Origin of the sequence: Bacillus sp. NPDC094064 (assembly GCF_050279585.1) — a bacterium.
GTDB lineage: Bacteria > Bacillota > Bacilli > Bacillales > Bacillaceae_G > Bacillus_A.
Map to the genome: position 1 here is coordinate 583,438 of NZ_JBNNUI010000001.1, position 20,446 is coordinate 603,883.

22 protein-coding genes and 1 pseudogene are annotated in these 20,446 nt (G+C 31.6%); 19 read left to right on the forward strand and 4 right to left on the reverse strand.

All coding sequences use genetic code 11. The features are described 5' to 3' along the window. Nucleotides 1-47 precede the first annotated feature (47 nt). From ACQKNI_RS03080 to ACQKNI_RS03110, 7 genes are all read left to right on the forward strand, one after another. Nucleotides 48-1,073, forward strand: coding sequence for a serine hydrolase domain-containing protein (locus tag ACQKNI_RS03080; protein WP_098252104.1), 1,026 nt, complete (start codon nt 48-50; stop codon nt 1,071-1,073). A gap of 178 nt (nt 1,074-1,251) precedes the next feature. After that, entirely contained in the window at nt 1,252-1,884 is a 633-nt protein-coding gene (locus ACQKNI_RS03085) for a VanZ family protein (RefSeq protein ID WP_240522806.1), read from the forward strand. A gap of 87 nt (nt 1,885-1,971) precedes the next feature. Further along, nucleotides 1,972-2,478, forward strand: coding sequence for a DUF3189 family protein (locus tag ACQKNI_RS03090; RefSeq protein WP_088229356.1), 507 nt, complete (start codon nt 1,972-1,974; stop codon nt 2,476-2,478). 200 nt (nt 2,479-2,678) lie between these two features. Further along, complete coding sequence (locus ACQKNI_RS03095; protein ID WP_088229355.1) at nt 2,679-3,485, forward strand: DegV family protein; 807 nt, start codon at nt 2,679-2,681, stop codon at nt 3,483-3,485. 366 nt (nt 3,486-3,851) lie between these two features. Beyond that, a complete protein-coding gene (locus ACQKNI_RS03100; protein ID WP_088229925.1) occupies nt 3,852-4,067 on the forward strand; it encodes a hypothetical protein in 216 nt (71 codons plus the stop codon). A gap of 246 nt (nt 4,068-4,313) precedes the next feature. Beyond that, complete coding sequence (locus tag ACQKNI_RS03105; RefSeq protein ID WP_098840977.1) at nt 4,314-5,537, forward strand: MerR family transcriptional regulator; 1,224 nt, start codon at nt 4,314-4,316, stop codon at nt 5,535-5,537. A 114-nt stretch (nt 5,538-5,651) separates the two neighbouring features. Beyond that, nucleotides 5,652-6,947: an MFS transporter gene (locus ACQKNI_RS03110; RefSeq protein WP_427282188.1), complete on the forward strand. Its 1,296-nt coding sequence runs from the start codon at nt 5,652-5,654 to the stop codon at nt 6,945-6,947. 55 nt (nt 6,948-7,002) lie between these two features. On the opposite strand, the gene ACQKNI_RS03115 is transcribed toward ACQKNI_RS03110, so the two are convergent. After that, entirely contained in the window at nt 7,003-7,719 is a 717-nt protein-coding gene (locus tag ACQKNI_RS03115; protein WP_140417263.1) for a hypothetical protein, read from the reverse strand. Nucleotides 7,720-8,532: 813 nt separating this feature from the next. Next, entirely contained in the window at nt 8,533-8,994 is a 462-nt protein-coding gene (locus tag ACQKNI_RS03120; RefSeq protein ID WP_088229351.1) for a DUF2306 domain-containing protein, read from the reverse strand. Nucleotides 8,995-9,153: 159 nt separating this feature from the next. Here ACQKNI_RS03120 and ACQKNI_RS03125 point away from each other — a divergent pair, with 159 nt between their 5' ends. Continuing rightward, entirely contained in the window at nt 9,154-9,684 is a 531-nt protein-coding gene (locus ACQKNI_RS03125; protein ID WP_088229350.1) for a DUF4269 domain-containing protein, read from the forward strand. A gap of 45 nt (nt 9,685-9,729) precedes the next feature. Here ACQKNI_RS03125 and ACQKNI_RS03130 read toward each other — a convergent pair whose 3' ends face one another. Next, nucleotides 9,730-11,163, reverse strand: a complete 1,434-nt coding sequence (locus ACQKNI_RS03130) for a PLP-dependent aminotransferase family protein (protein WP_088229349.1) — start codon at nt 11,161-11,163, stop codon at nt 9,730-9,732. A gap of 153 nt (nt 11,164-11,316) precedes the next feature. Here ACQKNI_RS03130 and ACQKNI_RS03135 point away from each other — a divergent pair, with 153 nt between their 5' ends. The 11 genes and pseudogenes from ACQKNI_RS03135 (at nt 11,317) to ACQKNI_RS03185 (ending at nt 19,072) form a co-directional block, all read left to right on the forward strand. Beyond that, entirely contained in the window at nt 11,317-12,228 is a 912-nt protein-coding gene (locus ACQKNI_RS03135; protein ID WP_088229348.1) for a DMT family transporter, read from the forward strand. Between the two features lie 110 nt (nt 12,229-12,338). Next, nucleotides 12,339-12,797: a GNAT family N-acetyltransferase gene (locus ACQKNI_RS03140; protein ID WP_098252058.1), complete on the forward strand. Its 459-nt coding sequence runs from the start codon at nt 12,339-12,341 to the stop codon at nt 12,795-12,797. A 30-nt stretch (nt 12,798-12,827) separates the two neighbouring features. Next, nucleotides 12,828-12,923: pseudogene (locus ACQKNI_RS03145) on the forward strand (cytochrome C biogenesis protein); the annotation flags it as partial. Nucleotides 12,924-12,959: 36 nt separating this feature from the next. Then, nucleotides 12,960-13,406 (forward strand): NUDIX domain-containing protein, encoded by a 447-nt coding sequence (locus ACQKNI_RS03150; protein ID WP_088229346.1) that lies wholly within the window; start codon nt 12,960-12,962, stop codon nt 13,404-13,406. A 182-nt stretch (nt 13,407-13,588) separates the two neighbouring features. Further along, a complete protein-coding gene (locus ACQKNI_RS03155; RefSeq protein ID WP_140417262.1) occupies nt 13,589-13,855 on the forward strand; it encodes a heterocycloanthracin/sonorensin family bacteriocin in 267 nt (88 codons plus the stop codon). A gap of 101 nt (nt 13,856-13,956) precedes the next feature. Continuing rightward, on the forward strand, nt 13,957-14,973 hold the full coding sequence (locus ACQKNI_RS03160; RefSeq protein WP_088229344.1) for a serine hydrolase domain-containing protein: 1,017 nt from the start codon (nt 13,957-13,959) through the stop codon (nt 14,971-14,973). Between the two features lie 31 nt (nt 14,974-15,004). Continuing rightward, nucleotides 15,005-15,148 (forward strand): hypothetical protein, encoded by a 144-nt coding sequence (locus tag ACQKNI_RS03165; RefSeq protein WP_088229343.1) that lies wholly within the window; start codon nt 15,005-15,007, stop codon nt 15,146-15,148. Nucleotides 15,149-15,426: 278 nt separating this feature from the next. Next, nucleotides 15,427-16,635 carry an L-lactate MFS transporter gene (locus ACQKNI_RS03170; protein WP_427282189.1) on the forward strand — a complete coding sequence of 403 codons (1,209 nt, stop codon included), beginning with the start codon at nt 15,427-15,429 and terminating at the stop codon, nt 16,633-16,635. A gap of 288 nt (nt 16,636-16,923) precedes the next feature. Beyond that, the gene (locus ACQKNI_RS03175) at nt 16,924-17,367 is read left to right on the forward strand and encodes an NUDIX hydrolase (protein WP_427282190.1); all 444 of its coding nucleotides are present in this window, start codon (nt 16,924-16,926) and stop codon (nt 17,365-17,367) included. A 30-nt stretch (nt 17,368-17,397) separates the two neighbouring features. Then, nucleotides 17,398-18,528 carry a DNA polymerase III subunit beta gene (gene dnaN, locus ACQKNI_RS03180; protein ID WP_098840976.1) on the forward strand — a complete coding sequence of 377 codons (1,131 nt, stop codon included), beginning with the start codon at nt 17,398-17,400 and terminating at the stop codon, nt 18,526-18,528. A 22-nt stretch (nt 18,529-18,550) separates the two neighbouring features. Then, a complete protein-coding gene (locus ACQKNI_RS03185) occupies nt 18,551-19,072 on the forward strand; it encodes an NUDIX hydrolase (protein WP_098840975.1) in 522 nt (173 codons plus the stop codon). A 119-nt stretch (nt 19,073-19,191) separates the two neighbouring features. On the opposite strand, the gene ACQKNI_RS03190 is transcribed toward ACQKNI_RS03185, so the two are convergent. Further along, on the reverse strand, nt 19,192-20,154 hold the full coding sequence (locus ACQKNI_RS03190) for an MBL fold metallo-hydrolase (RefSeq protein ID WP_098840974.1): 963 nt from the start codon (nt 20,152-20,154) through the stop codon (nt 19,192-19,194). Nucleotides 20,155-20,446 lie beyond the last annotated feature (292 nt).

A 20,446-nucleotide genomic window follows, 5' to 3' on the forward strand; every position in this document is an offset into this window, starting at 1 on the left:
GAAATAATAAGGGGGAAGAACAATATCGAAAGATAAGGGTGGTTGTCGTGATAAAAATAAAAGATGCAATGGATAAAATTATAAAAGATATACATAAGAAAATAGATTTCTCTGGAGTAGTTTTAATAAAAAAAGAAAAAGAATTAGTCTATGAAAAGGCATTTGGTTACGCAAACAAAAGTGAATGTATAAATAATACACTACAAACAAGATTCGGAATTGCCTCAGGGTGTAAAATTTTCACTGCTATCGGCATCTGCCAACTTGTTGAAAAGGGTATAATTACTTTTCATACAAAGTTAAAGGATTGTTTAAGCATTGAATTTCCAAACTTCAATGAAAATATTACAGTACATCATCTTTTAACGCATAGTTCGGGTATTCCAGATTATTTTGATGAAAGTATTATGGACAACTTTGAGGACCTTTGGAAACAAAATCCAATGTATCTTTTAAAAAGTTTACGAGACTTTTTACCATTATTCCAAAACAATAAAATGATGTTTACACCAGGTGAGCAGTTTCACTACAACAATGCCGGTTTTATCCTACTTGGATTAATTATAGAAGAACAAACAGGGCTTGGATTTACGGAATATATAGAAAAAAATATATTCATTCCACTAGGCATGAAGGGTTCTGGCTATTTCTCTTTAGATAGATTACCAGGACACACAGCTCTCGGATATATAAAAGGTGTAAATAAACAAACATGGAGAACAAATGTATACTCTATACCAATAAAAGGAGGTTCTGATGGTGGTGCTTTTATTACTGCTCCAGACATGCTGAGGTTTTGGGAAGCATTATTTAACTATGAAGTAATAAGCCAAGAAAATACAGAGTTACTTTTAAAACCTCACATTCAAGTTAAAAATAATCAGTTTTATGGCTATGGAGTATGGATTGAAACTAGACAAAACAATGTTTTTAAATATCATGTGATGGGCTATGATCCAGGCGTCAGTTTTCGCTCTGCTGTATATCCAGATTTGGGAATTACATTAGTTATTCCTTCGAATAAAGGAGCGGGACCTGAAAAAATAATAGGAGAAATAGAACAGGCTTTTTAATTGTACAAATACTTTTAAAAACCATCATTTTATTTACAAAATGATGGTTTTCAATAATGAATATTAGAGATAATAAAATACAAATTTATAAACATAAAAACATTTAATTAATCAAATTTACAGATTAATGGTTTTTCGGTAATATAAAAATAATAATATGAAGGGGTGTGTTAACAGTTTGCATATGATCAACGGAAGTTTGTTTATCATTTTGGGGATTATCTGTTATTTGATAGTACGAATTATATTAATTGGAGTAATAAGTAAAGAACGTATAAATTGGTGGACAGAATTAATTTGTTGTCTATTCGCAGTATATATTTGTATGGTTGTTGCCGTAACCCTATTTCCTTTACCAATTGGTTTTCCTTCTAGTGCCGAAAATCTAAGTCGTTCAGTTAATGTTATCCCTTTTGCATCAATTATTAAAGATATCAATCAAATTGGAAGTGCTTATGATGGGGATGCTTTATTTATGATTGCTTTAATCATAAGGAATGTAGGAGGTAATATTTTATTATTAATGCCTTTAGGATTTTTAGCACCAATCATATGGGGTACATATAAAAAGATCAAAAATACTATTTTATTAGGATTTGCTGTATCAGTTAGTATTGAATTATTACAATTACTTGAGTCTTTATTTAGTGGATGGGGACGTATTACTGATATTGATGATGTAATTTGCAATGTTCTAGGCTCTATTTTTGGATATTATGTTTATAAAGTTTTTTTAAAGTTAGTTACTAAATGTAACATTCAAATGTTAGAGAAAAATAATACTAATAATGTGAAATGTATTGATAAATAAAATTGAAAATAAATTCATCCCGTGTTTAACAATACTGTGAACGGTAATACTAATTAACATTGAACTTTTACAACAAGGGATGATAATATGATATTCATTTACACAGACTTCGGTGGAACACATACAACATCACTCGCTGCAGCTTATCATTTGAATAAATTACCAACCGATCGTAAGTTGACGAAAGAAGAAATTTTAAATGTAGATTACTTTAATAAATTGAAAACAGAAGATATGGGGAAAATTATTTTTCATGGAATAGACGAAAATGGTCATCCTGTTTATACGATTGGATGTGGCGCATCAAAAGTCGTGGTACCTGCGATGAAGCATTTAGGAGAGATTCTGCAAAAACACTATCAAAGTCATGAAAAGATTATTTTTTCTAATACATCACCAACAGTGCCTATTCCAATGACTTTTGGGGGGTTGTTTTCTAGAAGATTCCATATCGACTTTATCGGCGTACCGTTACTCGTATGGGGAGCGAAAATTTGCTGTGATAATATACAAAGGTTAGTCAGTTATACAAAAGAAGCTGGGCGATTGACGAATGATTATGTTGTAATTTTAGATAATGAAACCTTTAAATAGTATGTTTTAAAAAGAAAATTGGGCGAATGCTTTAATTTTCTTTTTTAATTTATGAAAAAGACAAGAAATAGTCACATTTGATATACATCTACTATAGCCAAAACAATAAAGTCCTGTTACTATTACAGGGATATTCTCTTTTCATAACATAAATATATAGAAAAATTAGAAAAGAGGAATTGAATTAAGGGAGGAACAACATGAAGCGTGTTGCTTGGATTACTGATAGTACAACTGCGGGTTTTATAACAGAAGGAGATAACTTTGTTATTCCAATTGAAGTTATTATTGATGGGGTGTCGTACAAAGATTGTGAAGAAGGTGTACGTGAACGCGTCTATGCTGCGTTAAACGAAGGTAAAACTGTCACTACATCACAACCTAACATTGGGGAAATGGTTGAGTTATTTACGAAATGTAAAGAAGAATATGAAGAAGGATTTGCAGTTGCTATTAGCGGAAAAGTAAGTGGAACTTATCAAAATATGAAACTTGCTGCAGAAATGGCAGGGTTCCCTTTAACAGTGCTAGATAGTGAATCGACCAGTTATCCAATGGATGAACTAATTAGAAAAGCGAAATCGTTATACAATGATGGTATGACTTTACAAGATATACACAAAACATTAATAGATGAAAAAAGAAGACCTTTTTATGTATTTCCAAAGAGCTTAAAAGGTTTATATGCAAGCGGTCGTGTAAAAGGCGTACAATTTTTACTTGGAAGTTTATTAAGTGTCAATTTAATATTAGAAGTAAAAGGTGGAGAACTTTTACTTGAAAAAAAAGTTCGTAAAATCCAAAAATGTAGAGAGTACATTAAAAGTGAACTTGAAAAAGAGTTACCTAAAGTACTTCATATGTTCCATGCCAATGATAAGGATGGAGCGGAAGAATGGATTTCAGATATTAGACAAGCATTCCCTGAAATGGATTTTAAATTATATCCATTACCAATCTCATTTGCTGTTCATGCGGGTGAAGGAACAATAGCAATTAGTTATTAAAGTAAACCCGTGGATTATTCACGGGTTTTTTATTTGATTAATACGAAAGTAGGGACCAGCCACATGCCCATGTCACTACCTATACCTGCTTCCTAAAACAATTAATATTCTCACATAGTGATTAAGATGAAATGAGTGGTTATTCAAATCGTACCAGTATGAAGACCTTCGGAATTAAAAAAGTTCTATAAATTTGACAATGAATATCATTTTCATTTAATATGAAATCGTCACATTTAATTGGACATTATTTTTGTAGAAAAATTTTACTTTTTTATTAGTGTAATAGATTCCCGTTAGGGTGTCACTGTCAAGAACTATCACGGGATTTTTATGAATTTAAACGCAGGAAGGGATAAAATAAAAATGAACTGGAAAAAAGGCGGATTATGGATTATTATTTTTTTCATTGTAAAAGGTACGATTTCTACCCTTTTAATTGTTACAGGTGCTAAATATTTTGATTTATCATTTATACAAATTTTAGTACTAATACTGATTTTATTACTGATTTCTCTTACATCTCGTAAATTACTTTATAGACATAAACAAACGAAAAAGCAAAAAGAGATAAATATATAATAAAGCCCCAGAAACCTTTGGATTTCTGGGGTTTTACTTTGGTTACACAAGTAATACCATCATTTGATGCGGATTAGTCAACCTTAGGGTCATTAACTATAAGGTTTCTAAAACAAACTAGTGAACCAAATCTATTTGTCGGTTTATTTAATTTGCGCTACAAATAATCTTGTATAGAGAGATAAAAGGATTTTTAAAAATAAAAAAGAAGTATATATAAACAAATACATAAATGGTAGTGATAGTATGAAAATCAGTAAGTTTGCAGAAGTAAATAATGTAAGTGTAGATACGATTAGACATTATTTAGACCTCGGGCTCATTATTCCTGAAAAAAGGGGAGGTCACTATTTTTTTGATGAGTATTGTCAAAAAGATATAGAACTTATTTTAGAGTACAAATGGCTAGGATTTAGCTTAAATGAAATTAAAGAACTGTTTCTTTATAAAAATTTAGGGAAATCTATTGATTACGAAAAAGATACTTTATATCAATCCTTATTTAAATTGAAATATGAAAAGATTGAACAGGAAATAAAAGGTTTAGAGGAAAGAAAAGATAAATTAAAAGAAACTTTAAGTAATTTATCTATAACAAATGAAATTTCAAATTCAGTTTTAGGGATAGATTTAAAAGTACTTATTTTGTTTACATGTTTTAAGTGTAGCGGAAATTTAACTCTTGAAGATGGCATAATAAATAAGAATCAAATTATTGAAGGAAAGTTAATTTGTAGTTGTGGTGAAGAATACGCGATTACTTCCGGAATTTTAACAGCTGGTAAATCATTTAAAGAGTATGAAAAAACATCACTTAAAGATTCTATTTCGGATTATATTTATGAAACAGATAGTACTTTTTTGGAGAATATACAAAGAGGCGGAGAATGGGCGAAAAAGAAACTAATGCAGCTAGATTTGAATAACAAGATACTACTTGATTTAGGATCGGGCCTTGGGTTCTTTTTACGAAATATTTATGAAGAGTTACCAGAGAATTGCTTATATATAGCTGTTGATCGAGATTTGAATAAACTTTCATTTTTAAAAGATGTAATTGAAAAAAGAAATCCGAAAAAAAATATTCTTTTTATTTGCGCTGATTTTTTAAATATACCTATTCAGAATGATTCTGTTGATATTGTAATTGATCAGTCTGGTACAAGTAATTATAGTTTTGAGCATAAAGATTTTTTATTGTACATGTTAAATTCCCTTTTTAAACCAGATTGTTATTTATTAAGTTCATTTATTTTATTTAATAAATTCAGCATAAATAGCCAAATTCCACCTGGATTTCGAGATAATTTTATTTCTTCAAAAGTTAAGAAAGCAATCAAAAAGCTACAGTTTCATTCCATTGATGAAAGAACTTCTAAAAATTTGGAACGGGGCGGGAAGTATGAAAATTTCTTTGTTCAAGGAGAGGAAATTTATATATATTCATTTTTCGGAAGAAGATGGGGTTAACCCCATCTTCTATTTATTTTCCCTCAAAAAATTTCTAATAGTACATATTGCTATCGGGTTGACCCAAGTACTTACAATGTACGTAATACAAAATTAAACAGAGAGGAAAAAATTATGGGGAATTTACAATTACATTTAGAAAATAAAAAAATCAACCAAGAACTAAGAAACATTTGTTTATATTCCATTGCGAAAACAGTATCTATATTTGGTAGCTCTATTTATAGTTTTGCATTAGGATTATATGTTTTACAAATAACTGGATCAGCATTAAACTTCGCGATTACGCTCATATTAGGAACGATTCCAATGATTATAATGAATCCATTTGCTGGCGTAATCGCAGATAAGGTTGATAAAAAGAAATTAGTTGTTTATATGGATCTGCTTAATGGAGGGGTGTTAATCTCAGTTTATATATTTAGCAGTAATTTTGGATTAAACTTATTTATTATTTATGCTACTACATTTCTTATTACTGTATTTACAACATTTTTTGGGATAGGATTAGAATCTGCAAAACCCAATATTGTTTCTAAAGAGCGGTTAATGAGTATTAATTCTATAAGCAAAATAATTGATTCCGTTTCTTTGATTCTCGGTCCTATGTTAGGTGGCATTGTTTTTGCTGTCTTAAATATAAAAACTTTTATAATAATAAACGGTATTTCATTCATCCTTTCAAGCATATTTATAATGTTTATTCGCTTTAAATTGTTCGAGCATAACACAAATGAGGAATGTTTAATAAAAGAAATTAATTTTATTAAAGATATAAAAGAAGGGTATTCTTACTTAATTAAGAAAGAGACTTTAAAGAATACGTTTAGTATTTTAATTGCACTTAATTTCTTCTTAGGGTTTGCTGTAACGGTTCCTTTACCATATATAATACACACGGTTCTCAATCTCAGTTCGAATCAATTCGGTATAATCCAAGGGACTTTTCCAATAGGAATGATAGTTGGTGCAATATTAGTAAAAAAGATAACTGATCGTTTTTCTTATTCTTATCTTTTGAAAAAAATAAGTTTTACGTTGGGGATTTTTATGATAGTTTCAGGAATTCCTGTTTTATTTAGAAGTATTGAAGTAAATAACTTTGTATACGTTTCTATATATTGTGTGAGTATGTTCTTTTTAGGGCTAATGATAGCACTAATTGATATCCCATTAATTTATTTCATGCAAAAAGAGATTCCTGATGAATATAGGGGAAGGGTACTTAGTATCGGAATAAGTATAGGTAAAATGATGCAGCCAATAGCACTGGCAGTATCAGGTTTATTATTAAATTATGTTCCAGCTTATACGTTACCTATTGCAGGAGGGATAGTATTTCTTATTTTGAATGAGGCTTACTCAAATAAGTTGAATTTAGAACTTCATTCAAAAGATTATAGTGCTTAACATAATTAAATGATATTGTTTCATATTTAAAAAGCGCAGGTTTCCCTGCGCTTTTCTATCGTAATTCAGCGGTTTTTCTAATTACAATTTTATCAATATCATCTTCTTCATCACCAATAAATAACCCTCGTTCTTTTAAATACGCTTCAAAATATAAATCTGCTTCTGCACGTTCATCATACGGTTTTACTGATAGAACGAAACCTAATTTATTTTGTTCTTCTAAATGAGAAGTGGAGATGTAGGCCGGTACGTTGTGGCGTAAAAAGAGTTCTTTAACTGGAATAATCATATCTTTCATTAATTTCGTTAACATACCCATTTCAAACTCGAAATTAAAGCGATCTATACTAGATAAATCAGCGAATACTACACCGATAAAACCCGTATTAAATACTTCTTGATATTCTACATCTTCATCATGGCCGCCGTAAAAGTTTTTTTCGATTAAATAATTTACAAAATAAGCAACGCCATCACTTTGTTCAAATGGTTTCGTTGAAAGAACGAAACCAATTTTCTTTTGTTTATGTAAGTACACACATGACATGTATGCTGAAATATTATGTTCTTTAAATAGGGAACTCGTTGCCCCGGAGAGGCCATCTAAAACATGATGAACGATTTGGAGTTTTTTACGAGCGAAGTAATAGGATTTCTTTTGTAACTCCAATGTATCAATAAAGACAGAGCCAATAAAGCCTGTATTTGAAATAATAGGTGTTTGCTTTTTTCTTCCTCTGCGCTTTGCTTGAGCCATTGTAAAAATCATCCCTTCATGTACAATTAAAATAAAAAGAACATTCGTTCGTATATTTATATTTTACTATTAAAACGCTCTAAAGTAAAGGGTTTTTGATGAAAAAAACAACAAAAAAGGCACCTGTAAAAGGTGCCTTAAACGCTGTAGGGAAGAGGGTTCATCCCAACTATTTATATTATGATACAGAAACAATCTCTTCTGTATCTTCTACATCTAAATGACAGTCCATAGTACGAACATCTTGATCTTCATGACTTCCGAAATAAATAGTAATTTTCATATGTATCGCTCCTTTATTCTAGGAATACCTAAAATAATTACTAGTAATGTTAATATTTATTATATACCACTTTTTTCATTCCGACAACGTTATATCATTTTTAATTCTTTCATACTATAACGTGTCATATAAAGGGGGTAAAAAGGGCGTTTTCAAAGAATAAGTAAAATTCCCTCTATGTTATATTTAATATAGAGGATATTAAATCATTACTTTCTGTGAAAGGGGAACAATCGTAATTGATGATCTGCAGGAAGTAAAAAACTAATCTTAAACTATAATGGTGTAATGATCAATAAACCAATACAAGTACCTACAGGCATGAAAATGATAGTTCGTCATCCAGATGGTAACATCATTGAATACATAGAGCCGATATTGAAATGAAATCCGAAAAAGAATCCAATACTTTTATTGGATTCTTTTTATTTAGCGCTAAATGACTAACTTAAAGCAATACGATTTTGACTTTATTAATAAAATATTACATTGGGTATATTTTTTATAATGATAATCAGTAAGTAATCAAAATGTAATTAATTTTAACTACGCTTTTTATATTTTTTTGATACACTAGCTACGAGAGGAATTCCGATTAAGGTAGGTAAAAACCAAAACCATATTGGCGGAAGCAAATTTAAAATGGGAATATGAATGCCGATGTTTACTAATAGTGCGGTAACAGCACCGATATAGGAGCCTAACATTCCCCTAATATGGTGGTGGAGCCAATTTTTCCAACGCTTTTTTCTTGCAAGGTAACCATAAATCGCAAATGAATAAGAAAAAATTGCTACATAGAATAAATATGCGATTTTATCCCAGTTGATAATGGATAGTATTATTGCAGTAATTGTGACAACAACGTAGGATGCATGATATATTTCGCCCCATTCCGTATGCTTCCCTTTCTTTTTTTGAGCAACCATCGCTATAATACCGGTAATTAAGCAGATCGTGCCAAATAGTATGTGGATGATCAAAAGAATATTGAAAATACCCATATTTATTTCTCCTTTTTATTTTTATAGTATTGCAGTATAGGAGAAAAGTTGAAAAATATAGTTAGTTCGGCTTAATTTATTGAAATAAAGGTACTCCTAGAACAAATTTTTCTTGAATTTAGTGAGACACGTATTACGTGAAATGAAGGAGAGACTTCAATGTTTACATCTATTACATATTTACAATCTGGGAATGACAAGCAACAACAAGTATATAATGTTTTAAATAAACTAAACATAATGGAGGATTTATCTTTATATAGTCCAGTTCTTTGCGGGACAATCCCTATTAGAATTGATACTCCTCAATCTGACTTAGATATTGTAATGGAAGTACATCACTTTAATGCTTTTGAACAAGAAATGAGATCTTTATATGGTTCTTATGAAGGGTTCAAAATAAAAAAGAAAAAAATTAAAAATACCGAATCGATAAAGGTGAATTTTAAATTTGAAGGTTTTGAATTTGAATTATTTGCTCAACCTAAGCCAGTGCGTAACCAAAATGCATATAAACATATGATTGTAGAACACATGCTGTTAATGCAGCATCCATATATAAGAGAAAAAATAATCCACTTGAAGGAACAAGGTTTAAAAACTGAAACAGCTTTTGCTCAAGTATTAAAAATTAACGGAGATCCTTATGAAGAACTTATTTTATTGGGGCAAGAAATGAGATTGTGGTAAATAAGACACATAAAAACTCCTCTATAGATAAATGAGGAGTTTTTGTTATGCCATTAACTTACGGATTAATCCGCTTAATAGTTTAATTCCGTTAGTGATTTGTTCTGAAGAAGCATATCCATATGATAAACGTATGCATTGATCTGATTTTTCTTCATAAATACGTCCAGGGTTTAAAAGAAGACCTTTTGATAGTGCCTCTGAAAATAGTTTCTTCATCGGAATGTTAGGTACAATCTTTATCCATATAAAAACTCCGCCAGTAGGAACGTCCCAAGTGGCAATGTCTGTACAATACTCATTTAAAGCTTGTATCATCATTAGTCTTCGTTTTTTAAGGTGAATTCTTACATTTGCTACATGATCCTCATAAAATCCTTTATTTATCCATTCAGCAGCAACTCTTTGAGATAAAGAGCTAGACCCATAGTCAGTTTGCATTTTTATATCTGATAATCTATCAATTACAGGTTCTGGCCCGATAATCCACCCAATTCTAAGTCCAGGGGTAAGTGTTTTAGAAAGACTGCCAATATATAATACATGTCCGTGTTTATCCATTGATTTTAATGGTACTGGTGGTTGTTCATCAATCCATAATTCACGGTAAATATCGTCTTCGATGATAGGTAACTGTTCTTTCTCGCATATTTTTAATATTTCTTTCCGTCGCTCTTTAGACATTAATATCCCTGTTGGATTTTGAAAGCAAGGAATAGAATATAAAATATTTTGCTTTTGACTGTATTTAATTCGTTTTAATAAGTCGCTAGGTAAAATACCGTGATGGTCCATTGATATACCAGATAGGTGTATATTTGCTGATTGAAATACATGAAGTGAATATAAGTAAGAAGGTTGTTCAAGTAAAACAGTTGACTCTCTATGTAAAAGACCAATTGAAATTAATTGTAATGCTTGTAGTGCACCAGAGACGATTAATATAGAATTAGGCGATACATGTATTCCGAATGTTTTTACGTATGTACTTATTGCTTCACGTAATGGATAAAACCCTTTTTGTTCCTCGTATCCGAAATAATCTAATTCTGTGCTTACGTTCTTCATAATAGCCTGCATAGTTTCTATCGGGAAAAGATCAGGTGAAAGTTCGCCTTTACTAAGCTGGATAAGTTTTTTATTTGCTTCTGCTTCATTTATTTCTCGTACCATTAATTTGCTGGGTTTATGGATACCAGCTTTTACATACTCACTCCAATCGGGAGGAGGGTTCGTCGCTAACAATGACCATGTATTATTCGTTACAATTGTTCCTACTCCGATTTGTCCTTGAATTAAGCCATCCGCCATAATTTCATCTAGCGCAGTTATTACAGTACTCCGATTTACATGAAATAATTTTGCTAACTGCCGTTGACTCGGAATCTTACTTCCAATTGGCCATTCTCCATTTTCAATTTTTTCTTTTATATAGTCTACAATTTGCTGATATTTGGGCGTTTTTTTATGAGTTTTCATGTGAAAAATCTCCCTCTTTTATTTAAAAGTTGAAAAGTGGTTGGTTTTTTCAATAAATAACTGGTTGAAGACATTGTAGCAACTATTAAATATGATGAAAAGAAATAATTGGTAATTTGAAAATGGTTGGTTTATTAGGGAGGGAGAAAAAACATGCATAATAAAAAGTGGGATTTACGCATTATATGTGCTCATACTTTAACCATTCTTATATGGGGAACTGCTTTTCCGGCAATTCGTAGGGGGCTTGAATCTTATACACCTGAGCATTTGACTTTACTACGTTTATTAATTGCTTCATTTATACTTCTTTTGTTCTCCTTTATATATAAGTTACGGCTACCTGATTTAAAAGATATCCCAGCAATTTTTATGTTCGGTGCTTTAGGGTTTACTATTTATCATATTGCATTAAACTACGGCGAAAAAACAGTAAATGCTGGATCTGCAAGTTTAATTGTTTCAGTCACACCTATAGTAACGGCAATTATTGCTTTTGTTTTTTTGAATGAAAAAATGAAATTAAATGGATGGATCGGTGGGGTAATTAGTTTTATAGGGATTGCATTCATATCGTTCAGCCAAGGAGATTCTATTCAGTTAAAAAGTGGAGGGTTATTTATATTATTAGCAGCCGTTTCAGAAAGCCTATTTTTCGTTTTCCAAACATCTTACTTAAAAAAGTACGGCTTCTTGCCATTTACCATATATACAATTTTATCTAGTACGGTATGTATGCTTATTTTCTTACCGGGAATTTATCAAGAAATACTAGCAGCTCCTCTTGAAGTTAATTTGAGCGTTATATATTTAGGCTTATTTCCAACAGTACTCCCGTATATTGCATTGGCATATATTATATCTCATGCTGGTGCTTCCGAGGCAACAAGTTCTCTATATTTAACGCCAGTAACTGCGTGTTTTATAGCTTGGGTATGGTTAGGTGAAGTACCTACTTTTATTTCGGTAGTTGGTGGGGTAATTACTATACTTGGAGTTTTAATAGCACATGTATCATTAAAGAAAGATATTCGAAGTGAAAAGTACAGCAATATTAATGGATAGATTTTTTTAAGAAGTGATAATTCAACACATTTCTTAAAATCAAGAAACAGGGAATTATTTTACAGCGTTGAATATAAAAATATATCCTCTTAATAAAGGAGCTTACAATATTGAATATCCACTTAAAGGTTGTTACGAGAGAGAATTGGAGAGATGCATTAAATTTACAAGTTAAAAAAGAGCAAAGAAACTTTGTTCCATCAGTAGCAGTTTCACTTGCTAAAGTATATATAAAACCAGATGGTGACAATGTAGAGTACGTACCATTTGCGATATATGACGGCGACCATATGGTTGGTTTTATTATGCATGCTTTTGCAAGAGAAACAACTGATATGTATTGGATAAACGGATTTATTATCGATCAAAAGCAGCAAGGTAATGGTTATGGAAAAGCAGCATTACAAGAAAGTATTTATTTAATAAAAAATACAAGTATGGCGTGTAAAGAAATTAGATTAACAGTACATAAAGATAATATCTCTGCAAAGAAACTATATGAACGTTATGGTTTTCAATCATTGGGACATGATTATGATGGTGAAGAAGTATATCGTTTATTCGTTTAACTTTTGTTAAGTAAAGGCGTGAAATAAAACATGTACTTTACAGAAGTGAAAATCGAAGTATGTATTCCTGAAGAATACATTTCATTATTACGAGATGAATTAAATAAAGTCGACACTTGTAAAACGTGCTATTTTAAATTGAATGACTAGGAGGAATATAGATTGAAAAGCAAATTCCATCATATTGTACGGGCTGTCATGATAAAAGATGAAAAATTGCTAGTTGCTGAATACATCGGATATCATTATTTTTTACCAGGTGGTCATGTTGAAGTTGGCGAATCAGCTGAGAATGCATTAATAAGAGAACTACGAGAAGAACTCGGAGTAAATTGTAGTATAAAACAATTTTTAGGAGTCATAGAAAACCAATGGCAAGATCGAGAAGTTCTTCACCATGAAATCAATCATATTTTTGAGATAGATTCACAAGAGTTACATATTGAATTCATACCGAAATCTAAAGAATCTCATTTAGCGTTTCACTGGATAGATTATAATCAAGAAGCTTTAAATGATTATAAAATCATGCCAGCACCTTCAGTTAAAGAGTTACTAGAAAGAAAATTAAGTGATGAACTACTAAACTGTTGGATTAGCAATTTTTAAACGCCTCTATCAATAGTAAATCCGTCCGCCAAAAGGAAAGTAAGAAAATAGGCTAAAAAACAAGGTACATCACCTAGAGTAAGTTCATATTTTGTTGATGTACGCATTTAGTCTATAGCCTTGTTTCTATATTAATTTTAATATTTGGACGGAATTTATATTTATAAATGGAGGGTTTCGTAATGAATCAGTTTCAACAAGAACTACAATCATTAAACCTAAATGATTATCAGTCTGGTAATGTTGTGTATTGGGATCAACAACAAAATCAATATCCATATTACTACATTCAGGACGATGCACGTCGCTGCGGTGGATGTGGCGGTTGTGGTGGACGCTGTGGTGGTTGTGGCGGCAGATGCGGCGGTTGTGCAGGTCGTTGCGGTGGATGTATAGGTTGCGCTGGATGTTTCAGCTGCTTTAATTGCTGGAACTGGTGGTTTATTTAATTGTAGTAAATCACTAATATTTCATATGAAAGAAAGGCGTAAATACTAGTTTATGCTTTTCTTTCATACTGTGATTTTTATGCGTATTAAGGAGGATTTATTTGTATACATATGATAAGTTGATCTCTTGGGTAGAGAATATAAAAGAAAAAAATCATAGTTCTGCTACAGCACTTTGTATTATAAAGGATAACAAAATTGTACTAGAGCATTATAGTGGATACCATTCAAATACATCTAAAAGTAAAAAGGTAACAGCATCTTCTCAGTTTAACGTTGCTTCTGCGAGAAAAAGTTATTTAGGATTAATGGTAGCGTATGCGCTTTACGAGGGGAAAATAAACTCTATTGAGGACGAGGCGATACAATATTTTAAAGACTTCAATCCTTTATTACTTGGTAAAACAACGATAAGACATTTAGTAACTCACTCGCATGGCTTAACGGAAACGGATGACGGGACAATTTTTCGTGAATTTGAACCCGGACAAGCTTGGGCGTATAGAGATATTAATGTAAGAATGATGACACGTCTTATTTATCAGCTATATAACAAAAGTTTTCCTGAATTGTTAAAAGAGCGTGTGTTTAAACCTGCTAAATTCCAAGAAACAGGATGGAGAATTCAGCAAGATGAAAATTTAGTTAAAGTTGTTAATAATCCAAATGAAGCCGCGATTAGCGAAGTGGGTACAGTAGATGATGGTACTGAAAAAAATCTGTTTGTCTCAGCTAGAGAGTTTGCATGTTGGGGTAACCTCCATTTAAATCAAGGTATGATAAATAGTAAACAAATTGTTCCAAAAGAAGTTATAAAAATTGCTACCAGCTTGCAGAGTCCAAATTATAAAAATAATGAATTACCACAAAACGGGTTGTTTTGGTTCGTTCAAAATGAACCTGCACAATTAAGTGAAATTGGTGAACGTGTTCCAAAAGGTTCGTATCAAATATTAGGAATTACTGGACCAACCATTTTAGTGATACCTGAATATAATGTAGTTGTTGCAAAAATGTACAATAAAAGGTTTAATTACGGCGGTGATAATTATTTATATTATTTACGTGAATTTAGCAATTTAGTAGCAGATACATTTAGTAGCGGTAATAGGGCATAATTACTCCTATAACAAAAAGGAGTGATATAACGTGAAAGAAAATGTAAGCAAAAATAAAAAGAAAAATATAAAAGATGTAACTACAGAGCAAAATGCGATTTATAGCGACCCAAAAGACGCAGCAAACATGCAGACAGTACCGCAGCCGAAGGATTTTGATGAAATTGAATATTAATTTCTTATCCGACTATATGATGAATTAAAAATACATCTCAAGTCCCATTACATGTAAGAAATCATTTGGTAATATATACATAAGCATTTGAAAATGTCTTATCTTAACAAAGCTTTCTTTAAATATATCTGATATAACCTGCAAAAAGGCACTTCATTATGAAGTGTCTTTTTGTGTATATGAAATTAATTACCATTTTCCGTACAGTATCTTGCATTTTATCGTGGATATACTAACTATGAAAATTCATGTCATGATAAAAGAAGGGGACAGTACGTATGAAACAAACATCTATAAATCCGTTGCTAATTGTTCTAGGTACAATCATTGTTCAAATTGGCCTAGGAACAATTTATACATGGAGTTTATTTAATCAACCCCTTGTAAGTAAGTTTGGATGGAATCTCAATTCAGTCGCGATTACTTTCTCTATTACGAGTTTTTCTTTATCATTTTCAACTCTATTTGCAGGAAAGCTACAACAAAAATTTGGTCTTCGTAAACTTATCGCTACTGCAGGAATTGTTTTAGGACTCGGTTTAATACTTAGTTCACAAGTTTCCTCATTACCATTACTTTATTTATTGGCCGGTGTTGTCGTTGGATATGCTGATGGAACAGCATATATTACATCACTATCTAATTTAATTAAATGGTTTCCAAACCGTAAAGGGCTTATTTCTGGTATATCTGTTTCAGCATATGGAATGGGGAGTTTAATCTTTAGATATATAAATGGTAATCTTATCGATAGTCTTGGTGTATCACAAGCATTTTTATATTGGGGTATTATCGTTTTACTTTTAGTATTGATTGGATCGTTCTTCTTACGTGAAGCAATTGTAAGCAACACGGTAACAGAAACATTACACAATGATTATACGCCACGTGAAATGATGAAAACGAAACAAGTATATTTCTTGTTTTTCATGCTATTTACGTCGTGTATGGGTGGATTGTATTTAATCGGGATGGTAAAAGATATCGGAGTCCAGCTCGTTGGTCTTAGTGCAGCAACTGCTGCTAACGCCGTCGCTATGATTGCAATTTTTAATACAATAGGTAGAATCATCCTTGGAACGTTATCAGATAAAATAGGTCGATTAAAAATTGTCTCGGCAACGTTTATTGTTATAGGATTGTCAGTCTTTACACTAAGTTTTATCCCACTAAATTACGGGATATATTTCGCTTGTGTAGCAAGCGTTGCTTTTTGTTTCGGTGGTAACATCACAATATTCCCAGCCATTGTTGGTGATTTCTTCGGTTTAAAAAACCATAGTACAAATTACGGTATCGTATACCAAGGTTTTGGATTTGGTGCACTTGCAGGTTCATTTATTGGTGCACTACTTGGAGGGTTTCAGCCAACCTTCATAACAATTGGTGTTTTATGTGTGATCTCTTTCTTCATTTCTATTTTAATCCGTCCGCCAAGTGCAGAAACGAAAAAGGATTCAAATCAGTTACATCGGAAAATAGCTTGATTTTAAAAAGAGTCCTTATGCTAGGGCTCTTTTTCACTACAACGTAAACTTTGCTCCGTAAATTGATCAGTAAAGACAGGACAATACAATTATGAAATGGAATAGATAAAATAAAAAGACCGTACTTTGGATAACCTTTTCAAAATAATGTCTTTTTTATATGTAGCAGCAGACGTTACTTATAGCGATAAATGAAGGGTTTAATTAATTTATATATATCGAAACGAGAAAATGATAAAATGAGATAAATACAGAAAATTCCTTTTATTAAAATTAGAGGAGGTACGTATGAAAAAAGTCAATGTTACATACGCGCTTTTGTACGATAAAGCTAACGAAAAGATCTTGATGGTAAAAAACAAAGGGAAAAATGGTTCTTATTACACACTACCAGGCGGTGCGGTTAAATTCGGGGAAACGTTAGAAGAGGCAGTAATTCGAGAAGTGAAAGAAGAAACAGGACTACATATATCTGTAAACGGGATTTGCTCTATCAGCGAAGCCTTTTTCGAGGAGAGAGACCATCACGCCATTTTCTTTAATTTTTCAGGCGAGATAATCGGCGGAGAGACATATATATCCCGGCCAAAAGAAATTGAAGAGATTACTTGGATGGAGCTTCATATAGTAGCACCGTATTTACGTATACCAGAACATTTACTAGACATTTTACAAAAGAAAGAAACAGTACCGTACTTTTTTAACGGAACAATCGTTCATCAATCTACATAAAAATATCATTTCATATAAGGCGGGGGAAAAATGGAGTTTATCGTTAATCATAAACACTTCACTCAAGCACTTTCAGAAGTAAGTAAAGCTATATCGACAAAAGCTTTAATTCCTATATTATCTGGTATCAAAATAACAGCAGATCAATCTGGAATTACTTTAATCGCGAGTAATTCGAATATTTTTATCGAGAAATTCATCCCTATTTCAATCGAAGACGAACAAATTACAACTATCTTAAAAGCAGGAACTATTGTTGTACCTGCAAAATATTTCATTGAAATAATAAAAAAAATGCCAAATGATATAGTAATAAAAAGTAAGAATGAGCAAACAATTACCATACAATCAGCAGAAATTACTTTAAACTTAAATGGATTTCCAGCAGATGAGTTTCCTAACGTACCACTAATAGACAATCATACAGAAATACAAATAGAAACAGAACAATTAATTGAAGTGTTTAAACAAACTGTTTTTGCAGTGGCTAAAAATGAATCTAGACCCGTTCTTACCGGCGTACATATAGAGTTAGATCATAATAAATTAATTTGTGCTGCAACTGACTCGCATAGACTTGCTATACGTGAAACACTAGTTTCTACAAATGTGAAGGCAAACTGTATAGTACCTAGTTCAACTATTAGTGAACTACTTAAATTAATGAATAGTAATTCGAAACTCGTATATATCTATTTTTCAGAGAGTCATATTGTTTTTACATTCGGCACAACTACGTTATATTCAAGACTAATTGAAGGGAAATATCCTAATATATCTAGTCTCATTCCAAATGAATTTCAAACGGTTATTCACATAGATAGAAAAAAGATTTTACAAGGCGTAGATCGATCGAGTTTATTAGCAAGTGAATGGGCAAATAACAATGTAAACTTAGAAATCATCAACGAATCCACTATTAAAATCTATTCTAACGACTCTCAAGTTGGTAAAATAGCTGAAACACAACAAATAGATGTGATTCAAGGTGAAACACAATTAAATATATCTTTCGATGGACGATTTATGGTCGATGCTTTAAGGGTAATAAAAGAAGAAACCGTCACTTTAAGTTTTGGTGGTTCAATGAGACCGATATTAATTGAAGCAGGTGAGCAATCTGCAGCAGTTCATCTTATATCACCAGTGAGAGCTTATTAGGAACGAAGGAAGGAACTACATTATGTACAAGTACACTTTATGTTTCATTAAAAGAAATGAAGAAATACTTATGCTAAATAGAGAATATGATCCTGTAAAAGGATTATGGAACGGGGTAGGTGGGAAGATAGAACCAGGAGAATCGCCTTTAGAAAATGCGATTCGTGAAATAAAAGAAGAGACAAGTATAGATGTTAAGCAAAATCAAATTCAATTTAAAGGAATTATTAAGTGGGAGGACTCTTCATACTCTGGTGGCATGTATATTTATGTAGTAGTACTACCGTCTGAATTTACATATGACACACCTAAAAAAGTATCCGAAGGGATTTTAGACTGGAAAAATGTGTCCTGGATATTAAGCGACTATAATTACGGTGTAGGAGAGATGTTACCAAAATTATTACCTGAAGTCCTACATAATGAATTAATATTAGAACACAATTTTGTTTTATCTAATCAAAAATTAATAGATTACAGGAATGAAGAATTGGTTAAGCAGGACGGTTCGATAGATGATATACATAACTTAATTAATACATAAACGAAACTGTCATTATAATTTGTAATCTAAAAACGTTTGAGGAAATAGAATGAAAAAATTAAATACAGAATAAAGAGCGAATCCCTAATAAAAAGGTTCGCTCTTTATTACATTTATAATTAAACTTCACGCCACCAAGCTGCTGAGGGATAATCCGTAGATTTTAACGTAATAGATTCACCGATTTGCGGCGTTGCAATATTAACTCCTAAACGTTTTGCTTCTTTCGTAACACGTTCAATAGGATCACTCCATTCATGTAATGCTAATGTAAAAGCACCCCAATGAATCGGAAGTAGTAATTCTCCTTTAACGTCAATATGAGCTTGTACCGTTTCTTCTGGCAACATATGAATAGCAGACCAGCGTGTATCATATTGCCCACATTCCATTAATGTAAGATCGAATGGACCATATTTATCACCAATTTCTTTAAAGTGAGGCGCATATCCGCTATCACCACTAAAGAAGACTTTAGTTTCTTGACCGAGAATAAGCCATGAACACCATAACGAACGATCTCTATCTGTCATACTTCGTCCAGAAAAATGTCTTGCAGGAGCGCATACCAACTTAATATTATCAAACATAATTTCATCCCACCAATTATGTTCACTAATTTTACTAGGTGAAACACCCCATTTAATAAGATATTGTGCAACTCCATTCGGAACATAAAAATGCTTTGCACGATCTTTTAATTGCATAATACTTTTATAATTTAAATGATCATAGTGATTATGAGAAATGATAATCGCATCAATTTCTTGAAGATCTTCACGTTCCAATGAAAACGTCCCACTATAACGTTTACTATTAAAGACAGGGAATGGGGAAGAGGCATCTCCAAACATAGGATCTAATAACAATTTTTTACCTTCTATTTTTAGAAGAGAAGCAGAGTGTCCAAACCATGTCACACTCTCTAAAGATTCATTATCTGTATTCGATAAAACAATAGGTAAATTCTTTAAAGGACGCAGTTTAGATTTTATTTTAAAGTAATCAGCCATTAAACCTATAGTATCTTTCAGTTTAAAACTCATATCAGTATGGATTTGATTTTCATATTTCTTTTTCATTATTTCTCCTTTTTACGTTTAACAATGTACGTATGTAGTTATTGTGGTTATTTGTAGTGTAAACTATATCATTTTACCTTTCATCTTTAATGCATTACATTTCATAATTCCATCAAATTTATTATTCGTATATATAAAATGAAGTTTATTCAGCAGCAGATAAAACCAATATGAAGTAAATGTAAATTGTTTTAATTTAGTAAATTTCTTTTTATATGCAACAAAGAACGTATGTTTTGTTATATGTTATAGAAGAAAATATGTCTCTAATTAACAAAAGGAAGAAGAGGAT

What these genes read in the sequence shown, in the direction of transcription:
- ACQKNI_RS03185 (WP_098840975.1), top strand. Translation starts at nt 18,551, where the DNA reads ATGTACAAGTACACTTTATGTTTCATTAAAAGAAATGAAGAAATACTT.
- ACQKNI_RS03155 (WP_140417262.1), top strand. Translation starts at nt 13,589, where the DNA reads ATGAATCAGTTTCAACAAGAACTACAATCATTAAACCTAAATGATTAT.
- ACQKNI_RS03115 (WP_140417263.1), bottom strand. Translation starts at nt 7,719, where the DNA reads ATGATTTTTACAATGGCTCAAGCAAAGCGCAGAGGAAGAAAAAAGCAA.
- ACQKNI_RS03110 (WP_427282188.1), top strand. Translation starts at nt 5,652, where the DNA reads ATGGGGAATTTACAATTACATTTAGAAAATAAAAAAATCAACCAAGAA.
- ACQKNI_RS03175 (WP_427282190.1), top strand. Translation starts at nt 16,924, where the DNA reads ATGAAAAAAGTCAATGTTACATACGCGCTTTTGTACGATAAAGCTAAC.
- ACQKNI_RS03090 (WP_088229356.1), top strand. Translation starts at nt 1,972, where the DNA reads ATGATATTCATTTACACAGACTTCGGTGGAACACATACAACATCACTC.
- ACQKNI_RS03170 (WP_427282189.1), top strand. Translation starts at nt 15,427, where the DNA reads ATGAAACAAACATCTATAAATCCGTTGCTAATTGTTCTAGGTACAATC.
- ACQKNI_RS03135 (WP_088229348.1), top strand. Translation starts at nt 11,317, where the DNA reads ATGCATAATAAAAAGTGGGATTTACGCATTATATGTGCTCATACTTTA.
- ACQKNI_RS03100 (WP_088229925.1), top strand. Translation starts at nt 3,852, where the DNA reads ATGAACTGGAAAAAAGGCGGATTATGGATTATTATTTTTTTCATTGTA.
- ACQKNI_RS03120 (WP_088229351.1), bottom strand. Translation starts at nt 8,994, where the DNA reads ATGGGTATTTTCAATATTCTTTTGATCATCCACATACTATTTGGCACG.
- ACQKNI_RS03125 (WP_088229350.1), top strand. Translation starts at nt 9,154, where the DNA reads ATGTTTACATCTATTACATATTTACAATCTGGGAATGACAAGCAACAA.
- ACQKNI_RS03130 (WP_088229349.1), bottom strand. Translation starts at nt 11,163, where the DNA reads ATGAAAACTCATAAAAAAACGCCCAAATATCAGCAAATTGTAGACTAT.
- ACQKNI_RS03190 (WP_098840974.1), bottom strand. Translation starts at nt 20,154, where the DNA reads ATGAAAAAGAAATATGAAAATCAAATCCATACTGATATGAGTTTTAAA.
- dnaN (WP_098840976.1), top strand. Translation starts at nt 17,398, where the DNA reads ATGGAGTTTATCGTTAATCATAAACACTTCACTCAAGCACTTTCAGAA.
- ACQKNI_RS03105 (WP_098840977.1), top strand. Translation starts at nt 4,314, where the DNA reads ATGAAAATCAGTAAGTTTGCAGAAGTAAATAATGTAAGTGTAGATACG.
- ACQKNI_RS03095 (WP_088229355.1), top strand. Translation starts at nt 2,679, where the DNA reads ATGAAGCGTGTTGCTTGGATTACTGATAGTACAACTGCGGGTTTTATA.